Source organism: Variovorax sp. OK605, assembly GCF_900115445.1.
Taxonomy (GTDB): domain Bacteria; phylum Pseudomonadota; class Gammaproteobacteria; order Burkholderiales; family Burkholderiaceae_C; genus Variovorax.
In genome coordinates this window covers 31,334-54,732 of the sequence record NZ_FOWL01000025.1, presented here as the reverse complement: position 1 = coordinate 54,732, position 23,399 = coordinate 31,334, and the positions used below count along the sequence as shown (strand labels likewise).

Below are 23,399 nucleotides of genomic sequence, written 5' to 3'. Positions count from 1 at the left end.
GTGCGCGCGGGCGCATCAGTCCGGAACGACCGCCGTCACTTCGATCTCGACCTTCGCGCGGTGCTCGACCAGCGCGGCCACCTGCACGCAGGTCATGGCCGGGAAGTTGCGGCCCATCGCATCGCGATAGACCGGGCCGAGCTCGGCGAGCCGGCGCGTGTACTCGTCGCGGTCGGTCACGTACCAGGTCATGCGCACCATGTGCTCGGGACCCGCGCCGCCGGCGCGAAGCACCTCGGCGATGTTGCGCAGCGCCAGGCCGCATTGGTCGATGAAGTCGTCCGACTCGAACTGCTGCTGCGCGTTCCAGCCGATCTGGCCGCCGACGAACAGCATCGTGCCGCGCGCGGCAACGCCGTTCGCATAGCCCTTGGGAGGCAACCAGCCTTCAGGCTGCAGGAGTTTGTTGATCATGGTGTGGTGTTGAGTTGTCTCAGTTTGAATCGCTGGAGCTTGCCGGTCTCGGTGCGTGGAAGCACCGTCACGAACTCGATCTCCCGCGGGTATTTGAACGGTGCAATGGTCGCCTTCACATGGTCCTGCAGCGACTTCACGAGGGCCGCGTCGCCTTCGTTGCCAGGCTTGAGCACGCAGAACGCCTTCACGATCATGCCGCGGTCGGCGTCGGGCTTGCCGATCACGCCGCACTCGGCCACGGCCGGGTGCTTGAGCAGCGCGTCCTCGACCTCGGGGCCGCCGACGTTGTAGCCGGCCGTGATGATCATGTCGTCGGCGCGCGCCTGGTAGAAGAAGTAGCCGTCGTCGTCCTGCACGAACGAATCGCCGGGGTAGTTCCAGCCGTTCTTCACGTAGTCGGCCTGGCGCACATCGTCGAGGTAGCGGCAGCCCACGGGGCCTTGCAGCGCGAGTTTGCCGACGGTGCCGCGCGGCACCTCGTTGCCTTCGTTGTCCACCACCTTCGCGGTGAAGCCTGGCACGACCTTGCCGACCGCGCCGCGGCGCACGTCGCTGCCGGCCGCGGAAATGTAGATGTGGAACACCTCCGTGCCGCCGATGCCGTCGAGCATCTCGATGCCAGAGGCCTCTTTCCACAGCTGGCGCGTGGCGTCGGGCAGCGCCTCGCCCGCGCTCACGCTGATGCGCAGGCTGGGCATGCCGTGCTGCTTCACGAACGGCGCCATCTGGCGGTAGAACGTGGGCGCCGTGTAGCAGATGGTCGCGCCCACCTCGTTGATGAGCTTCACGAGCCCTTCGGGCGTGAACGGCGCATCGGCGAAATAGATCGACGCGCCGGCCCACATCGGGAACACCAGCATGCCGCCCAGGCCGAAGGTGAACGCCAGCGGCGGCGAGCCCACCACAATGTCGTCGCTGCGTGCGCGCAGCACATGGCGCGGCCAGGTCTCGCACATCGCCAGCACATCGCGGTGCGTGGTCACCGGCGCCTTCGGCTTGCCCGTGGTGCCTGAGGTGAACGCGAGCAGCGCGATGTCGTCCGATGCCGTGGGGCAGGCCGTGAACACGCCGCTCTTCTTCGCGGCGCGCGCGGAGAGCGAGTCCGGTGCATCGGGCTTGTTGAACGCGATCACTGCGGCAAGCACGGGGTGCTCGCGCTGTGCGATCACGAGTTCGTCGAGCAGGCGGCCATCGCACAGCGCGGCCACAGGGCGCGACTTCTCGATGATCTCGCCGAGTTCCTTCGCGCGCAGCAGCGGCATCGTCGCCACGGCGATCAAGCCGGCCTTCACCACCGCGAGCCACGACAGCGCCATCGCCACCGAGTTGCCGCCGCGCAGCAGCACGCGGTTGCCCGGCACCAGCCCGAGGTCTTCCGTCAGCACCTGTGCGATGCGATTGACCTCCACGGCCGCTTGCGCGTACGTCAGCGTGCCTTGCGGCGAGCGCAGCATCGGCTTGTCGCCGAAGCCTTTCGCCTCGGCCTTGTCGAGCAGCTCCTCGACCAGGTTCAGCTGGTCGGGCAGCTGCAGCTCGGGCAGCTCATAGCGAAAGACGGGCAGCTGCGCGGCAGGCGGCAGGCGGTCATGAACGAAGCGGTCGACTTGGGCAGACACGGTATTTATCCCCGCAGAACGGATTTGCCAATGATCAGTTGTTGAACCTCCGTCGCGCCTTCGTAGATGCGCAGCGAGCGGATGTCGCGGTAGAGGCTTTCAATCTTCGTGCCAACCTTCACGCCGAGGCCGCCATGCATCTGCAGCGCCATGTCGATCACGCGGCTCGCGTTCTCGGTGGCGCACATCTTGGCCATGGCTGCGGCGGCCGACACGTCGCCCACCGCGGGCGCGCCGCGCTGTTCGGCGTCGTCGCGCATCCATGCGGCGCGGTAGGTGAGCAGTGCGGCGCTGTCGATCAGCGCGGCCATCTCGCCGAGCTTGGCTTGCGTGAGCTGGAAGTCCGCAAGCGTCTGGCCGAACATGCGGCGGTTCTTCGAATGCGAGATGGCTTCGGCCAGCGCGCGGCGGCCCATGCCGAGTGCGGCCGCAGCCACCGACGCGCGGAAGATGTCGAGCGTGCGCATCGCCAGCTTGAAGCCGCCGTTGAGTTCGCCGAGTTGCGCGGTGCGCGGCACCACGCAGTTCTCGAAACGCAGCGTGGCCAGCGGGTGCGGCGCCATCACGTCGATGTGCTCTGAAGTGTCGAGGCCCGGCGTCGTCGCGTCGACGATGAACGCGGTGATGCCGCGCGTACCGCCCGTGGGGTCGGTCTTCGCGAAGACACAGTAGAAGTCGGCGATGCCGCCGTTGCTTATCCAGGTCTTCTCGCCGTTGAGCTTCCAGCCGTCGGGCGTGGCTTCGGCGCGCATGGCCATCGCGCCCACGTCGGAACCCGCTTCGGGTTCGCTGAGCGCGAAGGCGGCAATCTTGCTGCCCTTGGCCACGGCCGTCAGGTAGTTCGCATGCTGATCGGGCGTGCCCGCGAGCGTGATCGCGCCGCTGCCCAGGCCTTGCATGGCGAACGCGAAGTCGGCCAGCGGCGAATGGAAGGCCAGCGTTTCGCGCAGCAGTACGAGCGCGCGCGAATCGAGGCGCTCGAGCGCGCCGCCCGACGAGCCCGGCACGGCATAGCGCAGCCAGCCACCGGCGCCCAATCGCTGCACCCAGTCGCGGCAGGCCGCGCGGTCGTCGTGTTCGTCGATCTCTTGCGATGCGGCCCAGGGCAACAGGCCCTCGGCCAGTTCATGGTGCGCCGCATCGAAGAAGGGCAGCGCGAGGTGCGTGGTCGATGGCGGTGCGGGTGCTTTGGTCATCATCGCTTCAGTCTCCGCCGAACACGGGCTTCTTCTTGGCCGCGAAGGCTTCGTACGCCCGCTTGAAGTCTTCGGTCTGCATGCAGATGGCTTGTGCTTGCGCTTCGGCCTCGATGGCCTGGTCGATGGTCATCGACCATTCCTGCGCCAGCATGGTCTTGGTCATGCCGTGCGCGAAGGTCGGGCCTTCGGCCAGGTCACGCGCCACCTTGGTGGCGGCTTCGAGCAGTGCGTCACTTTCGTGCAGCGCGTTGAAGAAGCCCCAGGCATGGCCTTCCTGCGCGGTCATGGCGCGGCCGGTGAACAGCAGCTCCGACGCGCGGCCCTGGCCGATCACGCGCGGCAACAGTGCGCAGGCACCCATGTCCGCACCGGCAAGGCCCACGCGTGTGAAGAGGAACGCGGTGCGCGTGGCCGGCGAGCCGTAGCGCAGGTCGCAGGCCAGCGCGATCATCGCGCCGGCACCGGCGCACACGCCGTCGATGGCGCCGACGATCGGCTGCGGGCACGCGCGGATGGCCTTCACCAGGTCGCCCGTCATGCGCGTGAACTCGAGCAGCTCGGGCATGCGCATGCCGGTCAGCGGTCCGATGATCTCGTGCACGTCGCCGCCCGAGCAGAAGTTGCCGCCCGCGCCGGTCACCACGATCACCTTCACGTCGGTCGCGTAGGTCAGCGCGCGGAACAGGTCGCGCAGCTCGGCGTACGAGTCGAAGGTGAGCGGGTTCTTGCGCTCCGGCCGGTTCAGCGTGATGGTGCCGACGCCGGCTTCAAAACTCCATGCGAAGTGTTCGGCCTTGTAGGCTGCCTTCGCTTCGAATTGCGCGCGCATGGGGTTGCCTGCGCCGATGTAGTGCTTCATTCCGTCTCCGCCATCGATTGGTTGTGTGAGTGTTGCTTGACCTTGCCGAGCAGCTTGTGAAGCTGCGCGATCTCCTTGCCGCTGAGGCCCGAGAAGGCCCCGACGATCCAGTCTTCGTGCTGCTGCGCCATGTCGTTGAAGAGCTTGCGCCCGCGCGGCGTGAGGCGCACGCGCCATGCGCGGCGGTCGCCCTCGACGTTGATGCGTTCGACCAGCCCTTCGGTCACGAGCTGGTCGGTGATGCCGGTCACGTTGCCGCCCGTCACCATCATGCGGCGCGAGAGCTCGTTCATCTTCAGGCCGTCGGGCGAGCGCTCGAGTTGCGACATGAGGTCGAAGCGCGGCAGCGTCGTCGCGAACTGCGAGCGCAGTTCGTTGCGCACCTGCTTCTCGATGAGCTGGGTACAGGTCAAGAGGCGCAGCCAGAGCCGCAAGGCTTCGGGGTGTTCGCTGTGCGCGCGCGCTTCGAGGTCCATGTCAGTGCGTCTCCTCGCTGTTCTGGGCAGCCACGGCGGCATTCGCCGCGGCGGCCATCTGCTGTTGCTTGGCGATCTCGCGGTACATCTGGTCACGCCCGCTCAGGTACTGCCTGGGCCATTCGACGTCGCGGCTTTGCAGCTTGGCCGCTTCGTGCAGCGTCCACGCCGGGTCGGCCAGGTGCGGGCGCGCCACGGCACACAGGTCGGCGCGGCCGGCCGCGATGATGCTGTTGGCCTGGTCCGCGTCGGTGATGGCGCCCACGGCAATGGTCGAGATGCCGACCTCGTTGCGGATGCGGTCCGAGAACGGCGTCTGGTACATGCGGCCATACACCGGCTTGGCGGCGCGCGTGGTCTGGCCCGACGACACGTCGATGAAGTCGGCGCCGGCGTCCTTGAAGAGGCGCGCGACCACGATCGCGTCGGCGTCGGTATTGCCGCCCGGTGCCCAGTCGTGCGCGGAGATGCGCACGCTCATGGGCTTGTCTTCGGGCCACACGGCGCGCATGGCGCGGAACACTTCGAGCGGGTAGCGGCAGCGCGCTTCGATGTCGCCGCCGTATTCGTCGGTGCGCTGGTTGGTGAGCGGGCTGATGAAAGCCGACAGCAGGTAGCCGTGCGCGCAGTGCAGCTCGAGCCAGTCGAAGCCGGCCTCGCGCGTGCGGCGGGTCGAGTCGACGAACTGGTCGCGCAGCGTGTCCATCTCGGCGCGGGTGATGGCGGCGGGCAGCTGGTTCTGTTCGCCATACGACACGGCGCTCGCGCCGAGCACCGGCCAGTTGCCGTCTTCGAGCGGCTCGTCGGTGCCTTCCCAGCCCACGCGCGTGGAGCCCTTGGGGCCGCTGTGGCCGAGCTGCATGGCGATCTTCGCGCTGGACTGCGTGTGCACGAAATCGACGATGCGCTTGAACGCGGCCTGCTGCGTGTCGTTGTACAGGCCCGTGCAGGCCGGCGTGATGCGGCCTTCGGGCGTCGGGCTGGTCATTTCGACGAACACCATCGCGGCGCCGCCGAGCGCGCGTGCGCCCAGGTGCACCAGCAGGAAGTCCTGCGGCACGCCGTCGACCGCGCTGTAGGTGGCCATCGGCGACACCAGGATGCGGTTCTTCAGCGTGAGCCCGCGCACCTTGTAGGGCATGAGCATCGGCGCCATGGCCTTGCCGCCCGCGAGCCATTGCTCGTAGCCGCCGAGCCATTGCGTGTCGCGCACGCGCAGGTTCTCGTGGCTGATGCGTTGCGAGCGCGTGAGCAGCGAATACGCGAACTGCTCGATCTGCATGCCCGTGTAGCGCGGCACGTTCTCGAACCATTCGGTGGAGTTGCGCGCGGCGTTCTGGATCTTCAGCACCTCGACGCTGCGGCGCGCCTCGTAGCCTTCAAGCACGTGGTCGACCGTGCCGCCCTGCGCGAACTCGTTCGCCAGGTCGATCGCGTCTTCCAGCGCGAGCTTGGTGCCCGAGCCGATGGAGAAGTGCGCCGTGTGCGCGGCGTCGCCCATGAGCACCACGGGCACCGAGCGGCCTTCGACGTCGATGCGGTGCGTCCAGCGTTCGCACACCACGCGCGGAAAGCGGATCCAGTTGGCCGAGCCACGCAGGTGCGTGGCGTTGCTGATGAGCGCGTGGCCGTCCAGGTATTTGGCGAAGAGCTTCTCGCAGAAGGCGACGGCTTCGGGCTGTTCCATCTGGTCGAGGCCGTGGGCCTTCCACACGGCCTCGGGCGTCTCCACGATGAAGGTCGAGGTCTTGTCGTCGAACTGGTAGGCATGCGCCTGGAACCAGCCGTGCTCGGTCTGTTCGAAGGCGAAGGTGAAGGCGTCGAAGGTCTGGTGCGTGCCCAGCCACACGAAGCGGCAGTTGCGCAGGTCGACGTCGGGCTTGAACACGTCGGCGTAGCGCTGGCGGATGCGGCTGTTCAGGCCGTCGCTGGCAATGACCAGGTCGGCGTTGTACTTTGCGGCAATCGCCTGGTCGTCGGTGGCGTCGGTTTCGAACACCAGCGCCACGCCGAGCTCGAGGCAGCGCTCCTGCAGGATGTTCAGCAGCCGCTTGCGGCCGATGCCGCAGAAGCCGTGGCCGCCCGAGCGCACCTGGCGGCCCTTGAAGAAGACCTGGATGTCGTCCCAGTGGTGGAACTCGTTGCCGATGAGCGCGGCGGTGGGGCCGTCGGCCGCGCGCAGGTTGCCCAGCGTCTGGTCGCTCAGCACCACGCCCCAGCCGAAGGTGTCGAACGGGCGGTTGCGCTCGACCACGGTGATCTGCAGCGCGGGGTTGCGCGCCTTCATCAACAGGGCGAAGTACAGGCCGGCAGGCCCGCCGCCGATGCACAGGATGCGTTGGAGGTCCGAGGCGGGGGCGGGTTTGACCGTGCTGAGGCTGTTCATGGTTGAATAGTTTAGGCATAAACAATCTGCTGTCAATGCGGATTCGTAACCAGGGCCGCGGGGTACCCCGTGCCGCTGCCGGAGCGGCAGTCATGCAAAAACTTGCAAAAATCAATACCATGGGCCCCATGCAAAACTTGATACCCAAGATCGAGTCGCAGCTGGCTTCGCTGCCTGTCCCCATCGCGCTGGAACTGCCGGATGGCCGGCGCGTTGCCCAGGCCGGGGCCCGCGTCACGCTGGCTTTCAAGGAGTGGACGGTGCTCGCCAAGCTGGCGGCCCGGCAGGTGGGGGCCATCGGCGAGGCCTACGTCGAGGGCAAGGTGCAGATCGAGGGCGCCATGCGCGACCTGATCGACGCCACGGTGGGCATGCTGCCGGGCAATCCGGCGGAGACCGACACCAGCTGGTGGAGCCGCCTGCAGCACCGCACGAAGTCGCGCGGCTCGCATTCGCTGCGCAAGGATGCCGCGCAGATCGAGTTCCACTACGACGTTTCCGACGACTTCTACGCGCTGTGGCTCGACCCGCGCCGCGTGTATTCCTGCGCCTACTTCCGCACGCCCGAGCTCACGCTGGCGCAGGCGCAGGAAGCCAAGCTCGACCACATCTGCCGCAAGCTGATGCTGCAGCCGGGCGAGCGCTACCTGGACATCGGCTCCGGCTGGGGCGCATTGCTGCTGTGGGCGGCCGAGCACTACGGCGTGGACGCCACCGGCATCACGCTGTCGAAGAACCAGCACGCGTACGTGCAGCGCCTGATCGAGGAAAAGGGCCTGCAGGGCAGGGTGCGCGTGGAACTGCGCGACTACCGCGAGCTGCCCGACACCCAGCCTTTCGACAAGATTTCATCGGTGGGCATGTTCGAGCACGTGGGCGCGGCCAACATGCCGACCTACTTCCGCAAGATCCACACGCTGCTCAAGCCCGGCGGCCTGGTGCTCAACCACGGCATCACCTCGGGCGAGCTCAACTACCGCCAGCTGGGCGCCGGCATGGGCGACTTCATCGAGAAGTACATCTTCCCGGGCGGCGAGCTGCTGCACGTGACGCACGTGCTGCGCGAGACGGCTGCGGCCGGGCTGGAAATGGTCGACACCGAGAGCCTGCGCCCGCACTACGCGCGCACGCTGTGGGCCTGGTCGGACGCGCTCGAGGCGCAGCTCGGCGTGGCGCTTGAAGTGCTGCAGCGCAACGGCGGCCGCCAGGCCGAGAACGCCGAGCGCGTGCTGCGGGCCTACCGCCTGTACCTGGCGGGTTCGGCCATGAGTTTCGAGCAGGGTTGGATCTCCCTGCACCAGATGTTGTCGACAAAGCCTGACGGCAATGTAGGGCGCGAAGGCGTCTTGCGCGGTGCGCAATCGGTGTACCCTTTTGCCCGTGACTTCATCTACAAGTGAGTGAGAAACACCATGCTCTATCGATTCCAGTCCCGTGCTTCTCCCGATTTCGTGATGCTCGAAGTGCATGCGCGCCAACTGCTCGACATCGTCGGCAAGTCGATCGCGCCGCAGGGCATCATCACCGTCGAGCAGATTCCCGGTGCCATCTCGGCGCTCGAGGCCGCGCTGAGCCGCGAGGGCGGCAACGCCCACAACCATGACGACTACGCCGTCGAAGGCCATGCCAACGATGCCGAGAAGCAGCATGTGGGACTGCACCAGCGTGCAGCCCCCCTGCTTCACATGCTCAAGGACTCGCTCGCCGAGAGCAAGGACGTGACCTGGAAGACCTGAGCGCGCTCAGTCGACCTTCGCGCCGGAGTCCTTGACCACCTTCGCCCACTTCACGTGTTCGCTCGCAATGAGCTTCGTGAAGTCGGCGGGTGAGTTCCCGCTGGGCAGCGCGCCCTGCGCGAGCATCTTTTCCTTGATGGCCGGCGTGCCCAGCGACTTGGCCACTTCCTGCTGAATCCGGTTCACGATCTCGGGCGAGGTGCCCGCCGGTGCCAGCAACCCGAACCACGAGCTTGCCTCGAAGCCCTTGAGCGTCGGGCCGCCCACTTCGGCCACCGTCGGAATGTCGGGCAGCGCGGGCGAACGCTGCGCGCTCGTCACGGCCAGTGCCGTGAGCTTGCCGGCCTTGATCTGCGCCATCGACGAAGGCAGGTTGTCGAACATCACGTCGGCGTTGCCGCCCACCATGTCCAGCAGCGCCGGGCCCGATCCCTTGTACGGGATGTGCGCCATGAACGTGCCCGTCATGCTCTTGAACAGCTCGCCCGCCAGGTGGATCGAGGTGCCGCTGCCGCTGGACGCCATGTTCAGCTTGCCGGGATTGGCCTTGGCGTACTTGATGAAGTCCTGCACGTTGTGGATGTTCAGCGTCTTGGCCTTCTCGGCGTTCATCTCCATCACGTTGGGCACGGCGGCCACCAGCGTGATCGGCACGAAGTCCTTGATCGGGTCGAAGGGCAGCTTGGGGTACAGCGCGCGGTTGATGCCGTGCGTGCCCACCGTGCCCATCAGCAGCGTGTAGCCGTCGTTGGGTGCGCGCGCCACCAGTTCGGCGCCCACGTTGCCGCCGGCGCCCGCGCGGTTGTCCACGATGAACTGCTGGCCGAAGGCCTTCGAGAGCTCGGGCGCCACGGCGCGCGCCAGGATGTCGGTGGTGCCGCCGGCCGCGAACGGCACGACGATGCGAACCGGCTTGGTCGGCCAGGTGGCCTGGGCCCACGCGGGGGCGGCCATCAAGGTGACTGCGGCGGTGACCGAAGCGGCCAGAACGGTGCGGCGCGTGGGCCGCAGGGTGGACTGGAGAGAAGAGGAAAAGAGAAAAGTCATGCGCGCGTTTGTACAGGGGCGCGCCGTGGGCGTCGCGGGTGAAAACCCCGTGAGCCGCGCGGTCAGCCCACCTGCATCCGTTGTGCGAACCTCTCGTTGCGAAAACGCTCGAGCACGAAGTCGATGAACACGCGCGTCTTCGGCGGCAGCAGCTTCTTGCTCGGGTAGTAGAGCCACACCGCGCCCGCGTCCTGGAACCACTCGGGCAGCAGCCGCACCAGCTCGCCGCCGCGCAGTCCGCGCTCCACGAAAGGCATCGGCAGCATCGCCACGCCCAGGCCCATCAACGCGGCGTGCGCAATGGCTTCGGGGTCGTTGAAGATCGCGCGCGGGCGCGGCAGATCGACGGTGGCCTCTTCGCCGCGCGAATGCCGCAGCGTCCAGCTGCGCACCCGGCCCGTGGGCGAGGAGCGGCGCAGCAGCGTGTCGAGCGCGGCCAGCTCCGAGGGATGCCGCGGCCGCTTGCGGCCTTCCATGTACGCGGGCGAGGCCACCGCCACCACGTGGATGCGCGCCAGCTCGCGCGCCACCAGCCCGGCCGGCAGCTCGATGCCGCCGCCGATGGCCGCGTCGAAGCCTTCGCCCACCAGGTCGACCTGCTGGTTGTCGAAGTGCCAGTCCGGCAGGATGGCCGGGTAGCGCGCCAGGAAGTCGCCCATCATCGGCAGCACATGCTCGCGCCCGAAGGCCTGGCCCATGCTCACCTTGAGCGTGCCGGCCGGCTGGCCGTCGTCGGTGTCGATGCCGGCCACGGCCTCCTGCAGCGTGGCCAGCGCGCCGCCGATCTGCGCCAGGAAACGCTCGCCGCCCTCGGTCAGCGTGAGGCGGCGCGTGCTGCGCTGGAACAGCCGCACGCCCAGCCGCGCCTCCAGCCGCGCGACGTTCTTGCTGACCGCCGCCGGCGTCAGCCCCAGGCGCCGGGCGGCCGCCGAGAAGCTGCCGCCGTCGGCGCTTTGCACGAAGGATTCGAGGTGATTGAGCGGTTCCATGCCGCCATTTTCAACCAAAGGTTGAATTTGATTGGCCGAATTGCTGGCTACCGGGAATGCAATCGAACGCCCAAACTCGAGCCCTTCCCACACACAACCCCAAGGAAAAATCATGGCCTCGAACACTTCTTCTGCAGCTTCTTCTGTTGCTTCCACCCCCGTCCTGGCCGGCAAGGTCGCCTTCGTCACCGGCGGCTCGCGCGGCATCGGCGCGGCCATCGTGCGCCGCCTGGTGCGCGACGGCGCCGCCGTGGCCTTCAGCTACGGCAGCTCGCAAGCGGTCGCCGACGAACTCGCGCGCACCATCGAGGCCGAAGGCGGCCGCGCGCTGGCGCTGAAGATCGACAGCGCCGACGCCGACGCGCTCAAGGCCGGCATCGACCAGGCCGCCAAGCACTTCGGCGGGCGCATCGACATCCTGGTCAACAACGCCGGCGTGCTGCACCTGGGCCCGGTCGAGCAGCTCACGCTGGCCGATTTCGACCGCACCATCGCCGTCAACGTGCGCGCCGTGTTCGTCGCAATCCAGGCCGCGCTGGCGCACATGGGCAAGGGCGGGCGCATCGTGAACATCGGCAGCACCAACGCCGAGCGCATGCCCTTTGCCGGCGGCAGCATCTACGCCATGAGCAAGTCGGCGCTGACCGGCCTGGTGCAGGGTCTGGCGCGCGACCTCGGCCCGCGCGGCATCACGGTCAACAACGTGCAGCCCGGCCCGGTCGACACCGACATGAACCCCGCCAACGGCCCGATGGCCGCCACCATGCACAGCTTCATGGCCATCGAGCGCCACGGCCATGCCGACGAAATCGCCGGCATGGTGGGCTACCTGGCCAGCCCCGAAGCAGCATTCGTGACCGGCGCGGGCCTGAACATCGATGGCGGCTTTGCAGCCTGAACGTCAACGGCGGCTTCGCCGCCCGAGGCCGCGCGGTGGAGGCTCAGCCGGCGCGCGCGCTGCCCGCCGGGTCTTCCACCGCCGCAATTTCCGCCAGGTGCTCGGCCAGGGCGCGCGCCGCGGGCTTGGCGGCCCGCCCCGCGGGGAACACCGCATGGAGCTCGACCGGCGCCATGCGCCAGCCGGCGAGCACCGGCACCAGCGTGCCGCTTGCCAGCTCGGCGCGGCAACCCAGGCGGCTGGTCGAGGTGATGCCCAGGCCCGCCACGGCCGCGGCAACCGAGCCCTCGTTGATCGAGACGCTCAGCTTGCCTTCGACGCGCACGGACACCGTGCGCCCGTCCCGCTCGAGGGTCCAGCTCACGCCGCTCGGCCCCGCGATCACCGCATGCCCCGCCAGTTCGCCCGGCGCGCCCGGCGTGCCGGCCCGCGCCAGGTAGGCCGGCGAGGCCACCAGCACGCGCTCGAACGCGCCGAGCCGGCGTGCCGTGGCGCTCGAATCGGCCAGCTTGCCGAAGCGCAGCGCCACGTCGGCGCCCGCGCTCACCAGCTCCTGGTGCAGGTCGCTCATGAGCAGCTCGATGCGCAGCGCCGGATGCCGCGCCATGAAGGCGGGCAGCCGCGGTATCGCCTCGCGCACCGCGAAGCTCGACGACATCGCCACGCGCAGCACACCGCGCAGCTCGCCCGTGCCGCGCGCGGCGTAGTCGGCCTCTTCCAGCGCCGCCAGGATCGGCTCGATGCGCGCGAGGTAGTCGCTCCCCGCCTCGGTCAGCGTGAGCGCGCGGGTGGTGCGCGTCAGCAGCGCGGCACCCACGTCCTTCTCGAGCGCGGCGATCACGCGCGAGACCGAGGGCTGCGACATCCCGAGCTCGCGCCCCGCGCGGGAAAAGCTCCCCGCGTGGGCGACGCGCGCGAAAAGCTTGAGGGCGGACAGGCGGTCGCTCATGCCGAGGGATTCATGCAGATCATGGATATATCTTAGTCAAACGGGCCGGCTACCGCGCATGCGGCGAATGAAAGACAGTGAGCTCACGGCACCGCTTCCGGCGCCGGCCTCACTGGAGATTCCCCATGTCATTGCCCGAAAAACTCGCAGCCTTCCGCGCCAACTTCGAAGCCGGCGGCCCGCCCTGGAACGCGCCCGCCTGGGTGCACGAGCCGATGCACCGCGCCACCGCCGAACTCGTGGCCGCCGACGCCGCCGGCCACGCGCTCAAGGCCGGCGACACCGCGCCCGCCTTCACGCTGCAGGACGCCGACGGCGCGGCGCATTCGTCGACCGGCCTGCTGGCGCGCGGCCCGCTGGTGCTTACCTTCTGTCGCGGCGTGTGGTGCCCGTACTGCAACATGGACCTGCAGGCCTTGCAGGAGGCCCTGCCCGCGGTGCGCGAGCGCGGCGCCGAGCTGGTCGCGGTGTCGCCGCAGACCGCGTCGAACAGCCGCAAGTCGGCGCGCGACAACAAGCTGGCGTTTCCCATCCTCTCGGACCCCGGCAACGAGGTGGCGGCCGCCTTCGGCCTGCGCTTCAGGCTGCCCGACTACCTGATCGAGCTCTACCGCGACGCCTTCAAGAACGACCTGACCGTGGTCAACGGCGACCCGGGCTGGACGCTGCCGATGCCGGCGCGCTACGTGATCGCGCCCGACGGCACCATCGCCTATGCCGAGGTCAACCCCGACTACACGAACCGGCCCGACCCGTCGGAGCTGCTGCCGGTGCTCGACAGCCTGCGGCGCGCGGCGGCGCGCTGAGCAAGCTCAGGGCCGGCCCGACACCGACAGGATCAGCTTGTCGAGCGTGGCGCCGAGCCGCGCGAGTTCGCCGGCATCCACGCCCGCGAACAGCGCGGCCTCCCGCTCCCGGCCCAGCGCGCCCACCGTTTCATGCAGCGCCTTGCCGGCCGCCGTGAGGTAGAGCCGGCCGCTGCGCTGGTCGGTCGGGTCTTCGTGGCGCTGCACGCGCTTGTGGCGCTTCAGGCCGGCCAGCGCGCGGCTCACCGCCATCTTGTCGAGGCCGGTCTGCTCGGCGACCTGCGTGGCGTTGAGCCCGGGCTGCGCGCCCAGCACCGCCATCGTTCGCCATTCGTTCAGCGTGAGCTGGTGCTCGCGGCCCACGCGCTCGTGAAACGGCCGCGCCGTGAGGTTGACCACCCGCACCAGCTTGAAGAAGAGCGGGTCCATGCCGGGGCGCTGTCAGCCGGCCAGCTTCCTGACGGCCGCGGCGATGGCGTCCACCCCCACCCGCGACTGCGCCTCCAGCACCGGCGCGTAGCCCACCGGAATGCGCGGCGCGCCCAGCCGCGCCACGCGGCAGCCCGTGGCCTCCGCCGCGCTGGCCGCGATCTCCGCGCCGAAGCCCGCGGCCTGCACCGCCTCGTGCACGACCAGCAGGCGCCCCGTGCGCGCGCACGACGACAGCACCGTCTCGCGGTCCCACGGCCACAGCGTGCGCAGGTCGATCAGGTCGACCGCGATGCCCTCGGCCGCCAGCGCGTCGCAGGCGGCCGTGCAGGCCTGCATCTGCCGGCTCCAGCTCACCAGCGTGAGCGCATTGCCCTCGCGCACGCGCGCCGCCTGGCCCAGCGGCACGGCAATGTCCTCGTCGACCTCGCCGCGCACGCCCCACAGCGTCTTGTGCTCGATGTAGACCACCGGGTCGCCGCACTGCAGCGCCGCGCGCAGCAGGCCGTGGTTGTCCTGCGGCGTCGACGGGCACACCACCACCACGCCCGGCAAGTGCGCGAACCACGCCTCCAGCGACTGCGAATGCTGCGCCGCCGAGGCGTCCCAGATGCCGCCCGGCATGCGCGCCACCAGTGGCACGCGGCCCTGGCCGCCGAACATGAAGCGGTTCTTGGCGGCCTGGTTCACCAGCTCGTCCATGCCGCACAGCGCGAAGTCGACCACGCGCATCTCGACCACGGGGCGCAGCCCGGCCAGCGCCATGCCCACGCCGGCGCCCATGATCGCGGCCTCGCTGATCGGCGTGTCGATCACGCGCTCGGCGCCGAAATGCTGCTGCAGTCCCGTGTACTGCCCGAAGATGCCGCCGCGGCCCACGTCCTCGCCCAGCACCACCACGCGCGGGTCGGCCTCCATCTCGCGCTGCAGCGCGAGCACGGCGGCTTGCGAATAGCTCAGGTCTTTCTTCAATGCCATTGGCCGGCTCCCGTGGTCTGAACGTCGGTGAAGGCGGCGCCGGCCTCGGGCCAGGGCGCCGCGTCGGCGATGGCCAGCGCGGTGTCGACCTCGTCGCGCGCCGCGTTCTCGATGGCGTCGAGCGCCGCCGCGGCAACGCCCGTCGACAGCAGCCGGCCGCGCGCCCGCGCGATCGGGTCGGTCTCCAGCGCGGCGGCCAACTCGGCCGGGTCGCGGTAGGCCGCGAGGTCGACCGACACATGGCCCTTCACGCGGTACGTGAGCGCGTGCAGCAGGCGCGGGCCGCTGCCGGCGCGCACCGCGGCCACCAGCGTGGCGGCGGCCTCGTGCACCGCGAACACGTCGTTGCCGTCGACCTGCGTGGCCGCGATGTCGAGCGCCTCGGCGCGCGCCGAGGCACCGTCGCCCGCCGTCATCGGGCCGCTGGCGGTGGTCGCGCTCCAGCGGTTGTCCTCGCAGACGAAGAGCACGGGCAGCCGGTACACGCGCGCCCAGTTGAGCGCTTCGAGGAACGGCCCGCGGTTGATCGCGCCGTCGCCGAAGAAGCAGACCGTGATGTCGTCGCGCGTCTTCAGCAGCTTCTGCGCATGCGCGGCGCCCACCGCGATCGGCAGGCCCGCCGCCACCACGCCGTTGGCGCCCAGCATGCCGACCGAAAAGTCGGCGATGTGCATCGAGCCACCCTTGCCGCCGTTGAAACCGGTGGCCTTGCCGAACAGCTCGCACATCATCCGCGTGAGGTCGGCGCCCTTGGCCAGCGTGTGGCCGTGGCCGCGGTGCGTGGAGGTGAGGTAGTCGCTCGCGCGCAGGTGCGCGCACACGCCGGCCGGCACCGCCTCCTGCCCTGTCGACAGGTGCAGCGGCCCGCGCACCTTGGCGGCGCCGGCGGCCTGCTGGCCATAGGCGCTCACGCCGCCCTGGCTGGCCGCCTCGGCGGCGTTCTCGAAGGCGCGTATGCGCACCATGACGCGGTACAGCGCCTGGGCGGCACGGTGGGATGTGCTCGAGTCCATCTTGTCTCCAACGCGCTTCAAACGGGCGCTTTGGCAAAAATCGTATCAAGCGAGATCGAATCGACGTACCGGGCTAACCCTCCGCTTTCCGCCGCCGTGCGGGCCGCGTGGCTCCCGCCTTCTTCTCTACTTATTTCTCTTATTTAAGTTAGTAGTAGTAGATAAGGGTAAACCCCTGCTGTGGACAGTGCGCTTTTTTCCTTGGCTGACAACGACTTGTCACACCTGAGTCACTGTGTGCTCCCGTGCTTTCGCGGTGCGCCTGAAAAATGAACAACTCGCGCGCATGCGCTCCCTCTGTGGATAACCGTGCCCTTGTGCGGAAACTGTCCCCAGAGTTTTCCCGGCGCGCGATGCTTGATATGATTCATATACGTTTCGTATATAAATTTCAGAGATCCACCATGGGCATCGTCAAGATTTCAGACCTCATGCACGAGAACCTGCGCGTCGCGGGCAATGCGTTGAGCCGTTCCATCAACGCGCAGGCCGAGCACTGGATGCGCATCGGCATGCTGGCCGAGCTGCACCCCGCGCTCGACCACCGCGAGATCTGCCAGCTGCTGATCCGCGCCGAGCAGGCCGGCGGCTTCGACATGGCGACCGTGTCGGCATCGCTGGCACCGGCACCGGCACCAGCACCAGCGTCGGCACCCACGCCCACGCGCCGGCCGGCCGCCGCACCGCGCAAGGCCACGGCGGACGCGCGCGCATGAGGGACGGCGTCAAGCTCAAGTCGCCCGAGGAGATCGCGATGTCCCGCGCGGCGGGCCGGCTCGCGGCCGAGGTGCTGGCCATGATCGGCCCGCACGTGAAGCCCGGCGTCACCACCGAGGAACTCGACCGCCTGTGCCACCGCCACATCGTCGAGGTGCAGGGCGCCATCCCGGCCAACATCGGCTACCAGGGCTACCCGAAGACCGTGCTCACCTCGGTCAACCAGGTCGTCTGCCACGGCATTCCGTCGGCGCAGAAGGTGCTGAAGAAGGGCGACATCGTCAACATCGACGTGGCCGTCGACAAGGACGGCTGGTTCGGCGACTGCAGCCGCATGTACTTCGTGGGCGAGCCCGGCGCGCTGGCACGCCGGCTGGTGGAAACCACCTACGAGGCGATGCGCGCCGGCATCCTGCAGGTGCGCCCCGGCGCCACGCTGGGCGATGTGGGCCATGCGATCCAGAGCGTGGCGCAACGCGAGCGCTTCAGCGTCGTGCGCGAGTACTGCGGCCACGGCATCGGGCAGGTCTACCACGACGATCCGCAGGTGCTGCACTACGGCCAGCCCGGCCAGGGCCTGCGGCTGGAGGCCGGCATGGTCTTCACCATCGAGCCGATGCTCAACGCCGGCCGGCGCGAGACCCGGGAACTGCCCGACGGCTGGACCGTGGTCACGCGCGACCACTCGCTGTCGGCGCAATGGGAGCACATGGTGGCGGTCACGGCCGACGGTTTCGAGGTGCTCACCGCGTGGCCCGACGGCCCGGGCAGCTACCCGGCCATCGCCTGACGGGGCGCCTCAGCCGGCATCGCGGTGGACCGCGCAGCGGTGCGCGCACTATGAAGATCGAAGAGCGCGCTCACGCGCTCGTTCGGGCAATTCACTCACGCCGCTCCAGACGCCTGGCCCCGCGCGCGGCGCCTGCGTGTCGCCCGTGTCCGACGCCCGCGACGGCCAAGCCTGCGTTGGCGTGCAGGACAACGCCGCATCCTGCGTTTCGGGCCTCCGGCGGGGCTGTGCGTGTGGCATCGTGACTCCCCTGTCGCGCCGAACCCCCGGCGCCCACCGTTCAAGCACAGAGATAGAGCAGGAGCAACACCATGATCAAGATCGGCATCGTCGACGACCACGCCGTCGTCCGCACAGGCCTCAAGGCGTTCTTCTCCACCTTCGTCGATTTCCGCGTCGTCGGCGAGGCCGGCACCGGCCGCGAGGCCATCGACCTCGTTCGCACCGCCGACATCGACGTGCTCGTGATGGACCTCTCCATGCCCGGGCAGAGCGGCATCGATGCGCTGGCCATGGTGCGCGCCAAGGCGCCCGACCTGGGCGTGCTCATCCTGAGCGGCTACCCGGAAGAACACTACGCGGTGAACCTGATCCGCCAGGGCGCCTCCGGCTACCTCAACAAGGAATGCGAGCCCGAGGAAATCGCCAAGGCCATCCGCACCGTGGCGCTGGGCCGCCGCTACATCTCGCCCTCGGTGGCCGAGCTGCTGGCCGGCCAGCTGGAGCGCAAGGACAACGCGCCGCCGCACAAGCACCTGTCGGAGCGCGAGTTCCAGGTGTTCCTGAAGCTGGCCAAGGGCGAGTCGGTGGGCGCCATCGGCGAGGCGCTGTCGCTGTCGGTGAAGACCATCAGCACCTACCGCACGCGCCTCATGGAGAAGATGAACCTCTCCACCAACAGCGACCTGACCTACTACGCGATCAAGACGCAGCTGATCGACTGAACGCGGTCCAACGAGCCGTCCTGACGTGCGCCACCGCGGGACACTCAAGGCCGTCGTCTGGACTTTCGTCCTGACGCTGGCCGCCACGCTGCTGGTGCTCAACTTCACCAGCGGCGAGAAGAAGCTCGACGAGCAGGTCAAGCGCGAATACGCGCTGCACGACCCGCAGTACCAGCGCGCGCTGGGCGTGATGCTGGGCCCGCCCATCACCGGCGGCAACCGCTTCGAGGCCTTCCAGAACGGCGACAGGATCTTTCCGCCGATGCTCGCGGCCATCCGCGGCGCGAAGCAGAGCATCACCTTCGAGACCTACATCTACTGGTCGGGCGACATCGGCCGCACATTTGCCGACGCGCTGTCGGAGCGCGCGCGCGCCGGCGTGAAGGTGCACGTGCTGCTCGACTGGGTCGGCAGCGCCAAGGTCGACGCCGACTTCATCCGCGAGATGGAAAGCGCCGGCGTGGAGATCCGCAAGTTCCACAAGCCCGGCTGGTACGACATCGCCCGCATGAACAACCGCACCCACCGCAAGCTGCTGGTGGTGGACGGGCGCACCGGCTTCACCGGCGGCGTGGGCATCGCGCCCGAATGGACCGGCCACGCGCAGGACCCGGACCACTGGCGCGACTCGCACTACAGGGTCGAGGGGCCGGTGGTGGCGCAGATGCAGGCGGTGTTCATGGACAACTGGGTCAAGGTGTCGGGCGACGTGCTGCACGGGGAGCGCTACTTTCCGCCGATTCCTTCGCTGGGCGAGGGCCGCGCCCAGGTGTTCAGCAGCTCGCCCTCGGGCGGCAGCGAGAGCATGCACCTGATGTACCTGCTGTCGATCGCGGCGGCCACGAAGACCATCGACCTGTCGAGCGCGTACTTCGTGCCCGACGACCTCACGGTGGGCGCGCTGGTGGCCGCCATGAAGCGCGGCGTGCGGCTGCGCATCATCACGCCGGGGCCGATCATCGATTCGCAGACCGTGCGCGGCGCCTCGCGTGCGGCCTGGGGGCCGTTGCTGGAGGCGGGCGCGGAGATCAGCGAATACCAGCCGACCATGTTCCATTGCAAGGTGTTCACGGTCGACGGCCTGCTGGTGTCGGTGGGCTCGACCAATTTCGACAACCGCTCGTTCCGCCTCAACGACGAGGCCAACCTCAACATCTACGACGAGGCCTTCGCCGCCGAGCAGACCGCGCAGTTCGAGGCCGACCTGCGCCAGTCGAAGCGGCTCACGTTCGCGCAATGGAAAGACCGCCCGCTGCACGAGAAGGCGCTGGAGCACCTTTCTTCGTTGCTGTCGTCACAGCTTTGAGCTTTCGCTGCTAGCTGGCGCGAGGTCGGCAGGCCGCGCGCACGATGCGCGCCGTGGGGTTGGGCTTCATGTCACGGAACAGCACGGGCTTGGGCGCGTCCGTGTAGTCGGCCACGTGGTGCGCCTCGCCCTGCCACAGCGGCTGGATGTAGAAGCGCGCGGCCACGTAGCTGGCGCGGCGCGCCTGGCAGTCGAACACTACACGCGATTCGTACGAACGGTAGGCAATGCCGTCCCAGTTGAAGCGCGCGGTCGCGCGGTTCACGCGCAGGTTCATTTCCTTGGCGCTCTCCGCGGGTGCGACCCGCGCGGGGTCGACCTGCACGGTGTCGGCCACCTTGTCCTGCGGATCGCCGACCACCGTGAACCAACCAGGCTGCGCGTGGGCCGCGCAGCCGATCATGCCGATTGCCATCAACAGGTGACTCACACGCCTCACGACGAAGACTCCAAGGTGAAAAAATGAAAGGAGGGACTCTACAAGCCGATACAGCGGCCGACTTGAGAAACATCAATTTACATCGACCGTGCTGCCGTGCGTGTCAGACGGCGCCGAAGACGCATGCTTTCTGCCGCATTCGCCAGACAGCAGGCAGACACCAGGCCAACACGGCACACCGTCCTTGGCACACTGGCGCGGTGAACACCTCCCCGAACACCTCCCCGAACCTTTCTCGGAACCTCTCCATTTCCGTGGCGCCCGACCTCAGCGTGTCCGCCATCGCGGTATCGCCGCCGTCGTCCGACACCGCAGAGGCCTGCTGTGTGCTGGCGCACGGTGTCGGCGCGGGCATGGCGCACCCGTTCATGCAGGCCGTGGCCGAAGGCCTCGCGCAGCGGCGCTTCGCCACGCTGCGCTACCAGTTCCCCTACATGGAGCAGGGCAAGAAGCGCACCGACGCGCCCGCGCTGGCGCACGCCACGGTGCGCGCGGCGGTGGCCTGCGCGTCGGCGCATTTCGGCGGGCTGCGCCTGTTTGCGGGCGGCAAGTCGTTCGGCGGCCGCATGACGTCGCAGGCCCAGGCATTGGCGCCGCTGCCGGGTGTCCAGGGGCTGGTGTTCCTCGGCTTTCCGCTGCACCCCTCGGGCACGCCCGGCGCCGCGGCCGCGCGCGCGGCGCACCTGCAGCAGGTCGATGTGCCCATGCTCTTCGCGCACGGCCCGCGCGACACATTGGCCGAGCCCGCGCCGTTTCGCACCGCCGTCGGCGCGCTGGGGCCGCTCGCCACCGTGCTGGAGATCGACGGCGCGGACCATTCCTTCCACGTGCTCAAGCGCAGCGGCCGCACCGACGCGCAGGCGCTGGACGAACTGCTCGACGGCGTGGCCGCGTGGATGCAGGCCTGGCGCATCGGCTGAACTGCGCGTTCGGGTGTTCGGGGGGTGGGGGGTCGGGCCAGGGTCGTCCTTCGCCTACGCCCGCTTGCCCGATGGGACGACGCGGCGCGGCCGCGAAGCTTTCAACCATGGGTTTTCGATCAGCAGCGATGCCGATGCACAGCTGCACAGCAGATGCAAGGCAACGCAAGCGCTGAAAGTACCAACCCCGTCCTGTCATGCAGACAGGCAATGAAAGGACCCGACATGGCTTACAACGACGCGACCGTCGACACCCTCAACACCGGCCCCGTGCTCGCCAACGGCGACGTGGTGGACGTCCTGAACGACCTGCTCGAAAACTCCCGCGACGGCGAATACGGCTTCCGTGCCTGCGCCGACGAAGTGAAGAGCCTTGCCGCCAAGCAGCTGTTCGCCAGCCGCGCCGAGCAATGCAAGAAGGCCGAAGCCGAACTCGTCGCGCTGATCAGCGCCTATGGCGGCACGCCGGCCGACGGCGGCACCGCGAGCGGCGCATTGCACCGCGGCTGGGTGCATGTGAAGGGCTCGCTGGGCGCCAACAGCGAGCTGTCGATTCTCGAGTCGTGCGAGCGCGGCGAGGACACCGCGGTGGCGCGCTATCGCAAGGCGATGAAGCAGAACCTGCCGACCGACGTGCGCGCGGTGGTGGCCATGCAAGCCGAAGGCGCGCAGCGCAACCATGACCAGATCCGCGACCTGCGCAATGCCGCGCGTGCGCGCGATTGACGCGGTGACTGGCTGACCCCAGGCGCCGCCAGATGCGTGGCGCCCGGTGTCTTCAACCGCCTCACGAAAAGGCCGGGACCTCCCGGCCTTTTTCGCGTGCGCTTTCGCCCGGATAGCCCACGCACTGCAGTTCTTCGAAACCCTTCTGCGTCACGGCCAGCACCTGCACCACGCGAAAGCCCGGCATCTTCGCGAGGTCGGCGGCCGAGGGCGTGATCGCGAGCACCAGGCCCGCGGCGCGCAACCGCAGCACCGCCTCGACATCCTTCGGCGAGGACATGACCAGGGGCAGCCGCGAGGCGGCAATCTGCTTGAGCATTTCGGTGGACATGGTGGCTTCCTTGTTGTTGGTTTGGGCGGCGTTGTTCTGTGGCCCTGGCATCGCATGGTGCGGGGCGCAGCGGAACATACGGGCCCGCCCGTGCACGCCGCGTAGGACCGCATCCCCCCGCGCGCAGCCAAAAAGCACATCCGCTTTGCACGCGCCCGGCGCTCCGGGAATTCCCGGATGCCCAGAGCCCCGGGCCGATGGGATAGTTAGTTCGCCCTTCAAACTAACTAATTTCTTACACCGTTGAACGCTGCAGGGCGCACCAACACTGGAGAGACATCGATGCAACTCAAACACACCCTGGCCGCCGTGGCCTTCGGTCTTACGGCTGTGGGCGCGATGGCGCAGACCGTGGTCGGCGTGAGCTGGTCCAACTTCCAGGAAGAACGCTGGAAGACCGACGAGGCGGCCATCAAGGCCCAGCTCGAGAAGCTCGGCGCCAAGTACATCAGCGCCGATGCGGGCGGCTCGCCCGAGAAGCAGCTCGGCGACATCGAGGGGCTGATGTCCAAGGGCGCCAAGGCGCTCATCGTGCTGGCGATGGACAAGGATGCGATCCTGCCCGCCGTCACCAAGGCCACGCGCCAGAAGGTGCCCGTGGTGGCGTACGACCGGCTCATCGAAGCGCCGGGCGTCTTCTACATCACCTTCGACAACGTCGAGGTCGGCCGGATGGAAGCGCGCGAGGTGCTCAAGGTCAAGCCCAAGGGCAACTACGTGATCATCAAGGGCTCGCCGAGCGACCCCAACGCCGACTTCCTGCGCGCGGGCCAGCAGGAGGTGCTTGCCGACGCCGTGAAGAAGGGCGACATCAAGATCGTGGGCGACGAATACACCGAAGGCTGGAAGCCCGAGGTCGCGCAGAAGAACATGGAGCAGATCCTCACCAAGAACGGCAACAAGGTCGACGCGGTGGTGGCGGCCAACGACGGCACGGCCGGCGGCGCGGTGGCGGCGCTCACGGCCAAGGGCCTGCGCGGCATTCCGGTGTCGGGCCAGGACGCCGACTTCGCGGCGCTCAACCGCATCGCGCTCGGCACGCAGACCGCGACCATCTTCAAGGACTCGCGCGAACTGGGCCGCGAAGCCGCCATCGCGGCCGTCGCCATGTCGCAGGGCAAGCCGGTCGACAAGGCCGCGACCTGGGCCAGCGGCCCGAAGAAGGTCTCGCTGCAATCCCGCCTGTTGACGCCAGTGCCGGTCACGCGCGACAACCTCGACGTGGTGGTCAAGGCCGGCTGGATCAAGAAGGACGAGCTCTGCAAGGGCGTGACCGGCGCGAGCGCGCCCGCGGCCTGCAAGTAACGCAACGGCGGGCGCGGGCGGCACCGGCCGGCGCGCCCGCCCCGGTGCTTCCCGCACGCCTTCGGGCACTTCCTTGCGTATCTCTTTCGCGTCGTTCGACGCATCTTCCCGCGCTCCGCAGTC

General features: G+C 68.6%; 25 protein-coding genes. 11 read left to right on the top strand and 14 right to left on the bottom strand.

The features are described from left to right. Positions 1–15 precede the first annotated feature (15 nt). From BM013_RS37345 to BM013_RS37320, 6 genes are read right to left on the bottom strand one after another with little or no spacing between them, the layout of a single operon-like run. Positions 16–414: a RidA family protein gene (locus tag BM013_RS37345; protein WP_093135100.1), complete on the bottom strand. Its 399-nt coding sequence runs from the start codon at positions 412–414 to the stop codon at positions 16–18. Further along, positions 411–2,033 carry an AMP-binding protein gene (locus BM013_RS37340; protein WP_093135097.1) on the bottom strand — a complete coding sequence of 541 codons (1,623 nt, stop codon included), beginning with the start codon at positions 2,031–2,033 and terminating at the stop codon, positions 411–413. The genes BM013_RS37345 and BM013_RS37340 overlap by 4 nt, the downstream gene beginning before the upstream one ends. A 5-nt stretch (positions 2,034–2,038) precedes the next feature. After that, on the bottom strand, positions 2,039–3,232 hold the full coding sequence (locus BM013_RS37335; protein WP_093135095.1) for an acyl-CoA dehydrogenase family protein: 1,194 nt from the start codon (positions 3,230–3,232) through the stop codon (positions 2,039–2,041). A gap of 4 nt (positions 3,233–3,236) precedes the next feature. Beyond that, a complete protein-coding gene (locus BM013_RS37330) occupies positions 3,237–4,091 on the bottom strand; it encodes an enoyl-CoA hydratase family protein (RefSeq protein ID WP_093135092.1) in 855 nt (284 codons plus the stop codon). Beyond that, a complete protein-coding gene (locus tag BM013_RS37325) occupies positions 4,088–4,567 on the bottom strand; it encodes a MarR family winged helix-turn-helix transcriptional regulator (protein WP_093135090.1) in 480 nt (159 codons plus the stop codon). The genes BM013_RS37330 and BM013_RS37325 overlap by 4 nt, the downstream gene beginning before the upstream one ends. 1 nt (position 4,568) lies before the next feature. Continuing rightward, positions 4,569–6,953: a bifunctional salicylyl-CoA 5-hydroxylase/oxidoreductase gene (locus tag BM013_RS37320; RefSeq protein ID WP_093135087.1), complete on the bottom strand. Its 2,385-nt coding sequence runs from the start codon at positions 6,951–6,953 to the stop codon at positions 4,569–4,571. 128 nt (positions 6,954–7,081) lie between these two features. Between BM013_RS37320 and BM013_RS37315 the strand changes: the two genes are divergently transcribed. After that, entirely contained in the window at positions 7,082–8,353 is a 1,272-nt protein-coding gene (locus BM013_RS37315) for a class I SAM-dependent methyltransferase (protein WP_093135180.1), read from the top strand. Between the two features lie 12 nt (positions 8,354–8,365). Continuing rightward, positions 8,366–8,689, top strand: coding sequence for a DUF1840 domain-containing protein (locus tag BM013_RS37310; RefSeq protein ID WP_093135085.1), 324 nt, complete (start codon positions 8,366–8,368; stop codon positions 8,687–8,689). Positions 8,690–8,695: 6 nt separating this feature from the next. Here the strand turns inward: BM013_RS37310 and BM013_RS37305 are convergent, their stop codons facing one another. Beyond that, complete coding sequence (locus BM013_RS37305; RefSeq protein ID WP_093135082.1) at positions 8,696–9,736, bottom strand: Bug family tripartite tricarboxylate transporter substrate binding protein; 1,041 nt, start codon at positions 9,734–9,736, stop codon at positions 8,696–8,698. A gap of 62 nt (positions 9,737–9,798) precedes the next feature. Next, complete coding sequence (locus BM013_RS37300) at positions 9,799–10,725, bottom strand: LysR family transcriptional regulator (RefSeq protein WP_093135080.1); 927 nt, start codon at positions 10,723–10,725, stop codon at positions 9,799–9,801. Positions 10,726–10,837: 112 nt separating this feature from the next. On the opposite strand from BM013_RS37300, the gene BM013_RS37295 reads away from it, so the two are divergent. After that, complete coding sequence (locus BM013_RS37295; RefSeq protein WP_093135077.1) at positions 10,838–11,623, top strand: SDR family oxidoreductase; 786 nt, start codon at positions 10,838–10,840, stop codon at positions 11,621–11,623. Between the two features lie 43 nt (positions 11,624–11,666). Here BM013_RS37295 and BM013_RS37290 read toward each other — a convergent pair whose 3' ends face one another. Continuing rightward, positions 11,667–12,572, bottom strand: a complete 906-nt coding sequence (locus BM013_RS37290; RefSeq protein ID WP_093135074.1) for a LysR family transcriptional regulator — start codon at positions 12,570–12,572, stop codon at positions 11,667–11,669. 125 nt (positions 12,573–12,697) lie between these two features. Between BM013_RS37290 and BM013_RS37285 the strand changes: the two genes are divergently transcribed. Continuing rightward, a complete protein-coding gene (locus BM013_RS37285) occupies positions 12,698–13,378 on the top strand; it encodes a peroxiredoxin-like family protein (protein WP_093135071.1) in 681 nt (226 codons plus the stop codon). Between the two features lie 6 nt (positions 13,379–13,384). On the opposite strand, the gene BM013_RS37280 is transcribed toward BM013_RS37285, so the two are convergent. The 3 genes from BM013_RS37280 to BM013_RS37270 are packed head-to-tail and all read right to left on the bottom strand — an operon-like array spanning position 13,385 to position 15,798. Continuing rightward, positions 13,385–13,807, bottom strand: a complete 423-nt coding sequence (locus BM013_RS37280) for a MarR family winged helix-turn-helix transcriptional regulator (RefSeq protein WP_093135068.1) — start codon at positions 13,805–13,807, stop codon at positions 13,385–13,387. Positions 13,808–13,819: 12 nt separating this feature from the next. Beyond that, positions 13,820–14,785 carry an alpha-ketoacid dehydrogenase subunit beta gene (locus BM013_RS37275; protein ID WP_093135065.1) on the bottom strand — a complete coding sequence of 322 codons (966 nt, stop codon included), beginning with the start codon at positions 14,783–14,785 and terminating at the stop codon, positions 13,820–13,822. Further along, positions 14,776–15,798 carry a thiamine pyrophosphate-dependent dehydrogenase E1 component subunit alpha gene (locus tag BM013_RS37270; RefSeq protein ID WP_093135063.1) on the bottom strand — a complete coding sequence of 341 codons (1,023 nt, stop codon included), beginning with the start codon at positions 15,796–15,798 and terminating at the stop codon, positions 14,776–14,778. Before BM013_RS37270 ends, BM013_RS37275 begins: the two co-directional genes overlap by 10 nt. A 404-nt stretch (positions 15,799–16,202) precedes the next feature. Here BM013_RS37270 and BM013_RS37265 point away from each other — a divergent pair, with 404 nt between their 5' ends. From BM013_RS37265 to BM013_RS37250, 4 genes are all read left to right on the top strand, one after another. After that, entirely contained in the window at positions 16,203–16,514 is a 312-nt protein-coding gene (locus BM013_RS37265; RefSeq protein WP_093135060.1) for a ParD-like family protein, read from the top strand. After that, the gene (gene map / locus BM013_RS37260) at positions 16,511–17,305 is read left to right on the top strand and encodes a type I methionyl aminopeptidase (protein ID WP_093135058.1); all 795 of its coding nucleotides are present in this window, start codon (positions 16,511–16,513) and stop codon (positions 17,303–17,305) included. The genes BM013_RS37265 and map overlap by 4 nt, the downstream gene beginning before the upstream one ends. Positions 17,306–17,616: 311 nt before the next feature. Beyond that, on the top strand, positions 17,617–18,249 hold the full coding sequence (locus BM013_RS37255; RefSeq protein WP_093135055.1) for a response regulator: 633 nt from the start codon (positions 17,617–17,619) through the stop codon (positions 18,247–18,249). Positions 18,250–18,274: 25 nt separating this feature from the next. Next, complete coding sequence (locus BM013_RS37250; RefSeq protein WP_093135053.1) at positions 18,275–19,555, top strand: phospholipase D-like domain-containing protein; 1,281 nt, start codon at positions 18,275–18,277, stop codon at positions 19,553–19,555. Positions 19,556–19,565: 10 nt separating this feature from the next. On the opposite strand, the gene BM013_RS37245 is transcribed toward BM013_RS37250, so the two are convergent. Continuing rightward, complete coding sequence (locus BM013_RS37245) at positions 19,566–19,970, bottom strand: surface-adhesin E family protein (RefSeq protein ID WP_093215648.1); 405 nt, start codon at positions 19,968–19,970, stop codon at positions 19,566–19,568. A 278-nt stretch (positions 19,971–20,248) separates the two neighbouring features. Here BM013_RS37245 and BM013_RS37240 point away from each other — a divergent pair, with 278 nt between their 5' ends. Both BM013_RS37240 and BM013_RS37235 read left to right on the top strand, forming a co-directional pair. Beyond that, complete coding sequence (locus tag BM013_RS37240) at positions 20,249–20,914, top strand: alpha/beta hydrolase family protein (protein ID WP_256221859.1); 666 nt, start codon at positions 20,249–20,251, stop codon at positions 20,912–20,914. 225 nt (positions 20,915–21,139) lie between these two features. Continuing rightward, entirely contained in the window at positions 21,140–21,640 is a 501-nt protein-coding gene (locus tag BM013_RS37235) for a ferritin-like domain-containing protein (RefSeq protein WP_093135048.1), read from the top strand. Positions 21,641–21,701: 61 nt separating this feature from the next. Here the strand turns inward: BM013_RS37235 and BM013_RS37230 are convergent, their stop codons facing one another. Further along, the gene (locus BM013_RS37230) at positions 21,702–21,971 is read right to left on the bottom strand and encodes a hypothetical protein (protein WP_143098462.1); all 270 of its coding nucleotides are present in this window, start codon (positions 21,969–21,971) and stop codon (positions 21,702–21,704) included. A gap of 282 nt (positions 21,972–22,253) precedes the next feature. Here BM013_RS37230 and xylF point away from each other — a divergent pair, with 282 nt between their 5' ends. After that, positions 22,254–23,276, top strand: a complete 1,023-nt coding sequence (gene xylF, locus BM013_RS37225; protein ID WP_093135042.1) for a D-xylose ABC transporter substrate-binding protein — start codon at positions 22,254–22,256, stop codon at positions 23,274–23,276. The last annotated feature ends 123 nt before the right edge of the window (positions 23,277–23,399 follow it).

What these genes read in the sequence shown, in the direction of transcription:
- BM013_RS37280 (WP_093135068.1), bottom strand. Translation starts at nt 13,807, where the DNA reads ATGGACCCGCTCTTCTTCAAGCTGGTGCGGGTGGTCAACCTCACGGCG.
- BM013_RS37290 (WP_093135074.1), bottom strand. Translation starts at nt 12,572, where the DNA reads ATGAGCGACCGCCTGTCCGCCCTCAAGCTTTTCGCGCGCGTCGCCCAC.
- BM013_RS37275 (WP_093135065.1), bottom strand. Translation starts at nt 14,785, where the DNA reads ATGGCATTGAAGAAAGACCTGAGCTATTCGCAAGCCGCCGTGCTCGCG.
- xylF (WP_093135042.1), top strand. Translation starts at nt 22,254, where the DNA reads ATGCAACTCAAACACACCCTGGCCGCCGTGGCCTTCGGTCTTACGGCT.
- BM013_RS37245 (WP_093215648.1), bottom strand. Translation starts at nt 19,970, where the DNA reads ATGGCAATCGGCATGATCGGCTGCGCGGCCCACGCGCAGCCTGGTTGG.
- BM013_RS37345 (WP_093135100.1), bottom strand. Translation starts at nt 414, where the DNA reads ATGATCAACAAACTCCTGCAGCCTGAAGGCTGGTTGCCTCCCAAGGGC.
- BM013_RS37265 (WP_093135060.1), top strand. Translation starts at nt 16,203, where the DNA reads ATGGGCATCGTCAAGATTTCAGACCTCATGCACGAGAACCTGCGCGTC.
- BM013_RS37315 (WP_093135180.1), top strand. Translation starts at nt 7,082, where the DNA reads ATGCAAAACTTGATACCCAAGATCGAGTCGCAGCTGGCTTCGCTGCCT.
- BM013_RS37270 (WP_093135063.1), bottom strand. Translation starts at nt 15,798, where the DNA reads ATGGACTCGAGCACATCCCACCGTGCCGCCCAGGCGCTGTACCGCGTC.
- BM013_RS37285 (WP_093135071.1), top strand. Translation starts at nt 12,698, where the DNA reads ATGTCATTGCCCGAAAAACTCGCAGCCTTCCGCGCCAACTTCGAAGCC.
- map (WP_093135058.1), top strand. Translation starts at nt 16,511, where the DNA reads ATGAGGGACGGCGTCAAGCTCAAGTCGCCCGAGGAGATCGCGATGTCC.
- BM013_RS37325 (WP_093135090.1), bottom strand. Translation starts at nt 4,567, where the DNA reads ATGGACCTCGAAGCGCGCGCGCACAGCGAACACCCCGAAGCCTTGCGG.
- BM013_RS37230 (WP_143098462.1), bottom strand. Translation starts at nt 21,971, where the DNA reads ATGTCCACCGAAATGCTCAAGCAGATTGCCGCCTCGCGGCTGCCCCTG.
- BM013_RS37320 (WP_093135087.1), bottom strand. Translation starts at nt 6,953, where the DNA reads ATGAACAGCCTCAGCACGGTCAAACCCGCCCCCGCCTCGGACCTCCAA.
- BM013_RS37300 (WP_093135080.1), bottom strand. Translation starts at nt 10,725, where the DNA reads ATGGAACCGCTCAATCACCTCGAATCCTTCGTGCAAAGCGCCGACGGC.
- BM013_RS37335 (WP_093135095.1), bottom strand. Translation starts at nt 3,232, where the DNA reads ATGATGACCAAAGCACCCGCACCGCCATCGACCACGCACCTCGCGCTG.
- BM013_RS37235 (WP_093135048.1), top strand. Translation starts at nt 21,140, where the DNA reads ATGGCTTACAACGACGCGACCGTCGACACCCTCAACACCGGCCCCGTG.
- BM013_RS37295 (WP_093135077.1), top strand. Translation starts at nt 10,838, where the DNA reads ATGGCCTCGAACACTTCTTCTGCAGCTTCTTCTGTTGCTTCCACCCCC.
- BM013_RS37310 (WP_093135085.1), top strand. Translation starts at nt 8,366, where the DNA reads ATGCTCTATCGATTCCAGTCCCGTGCTTCTCCCGATTTCGTGATGCTC.
- BM013_RS37330 (WP_093135092.1), bottom strand. Translation starts at nt 4,091, where the DNA reads ATGAAGCACTACATCGGCGCAGGCAACCCCATGCGCGCGCAATTCGAA.
- BM013_RS37305 (WP_093135082.1), bottom strand. Translation starts at nt 9,736, where the DNA reads ATGACTTTTCTCTTTTCCTCTTCTCTCCAGTCCACCCTGCGGCCCACG.
- BM013_RS37255 (WP_093135055.1), top strand. Translation starts at nt 17,617, where the DNA reads ATGATCAAGATCGGCATCGTCGACGACCACGCCGTCGTCCGCACAGGC.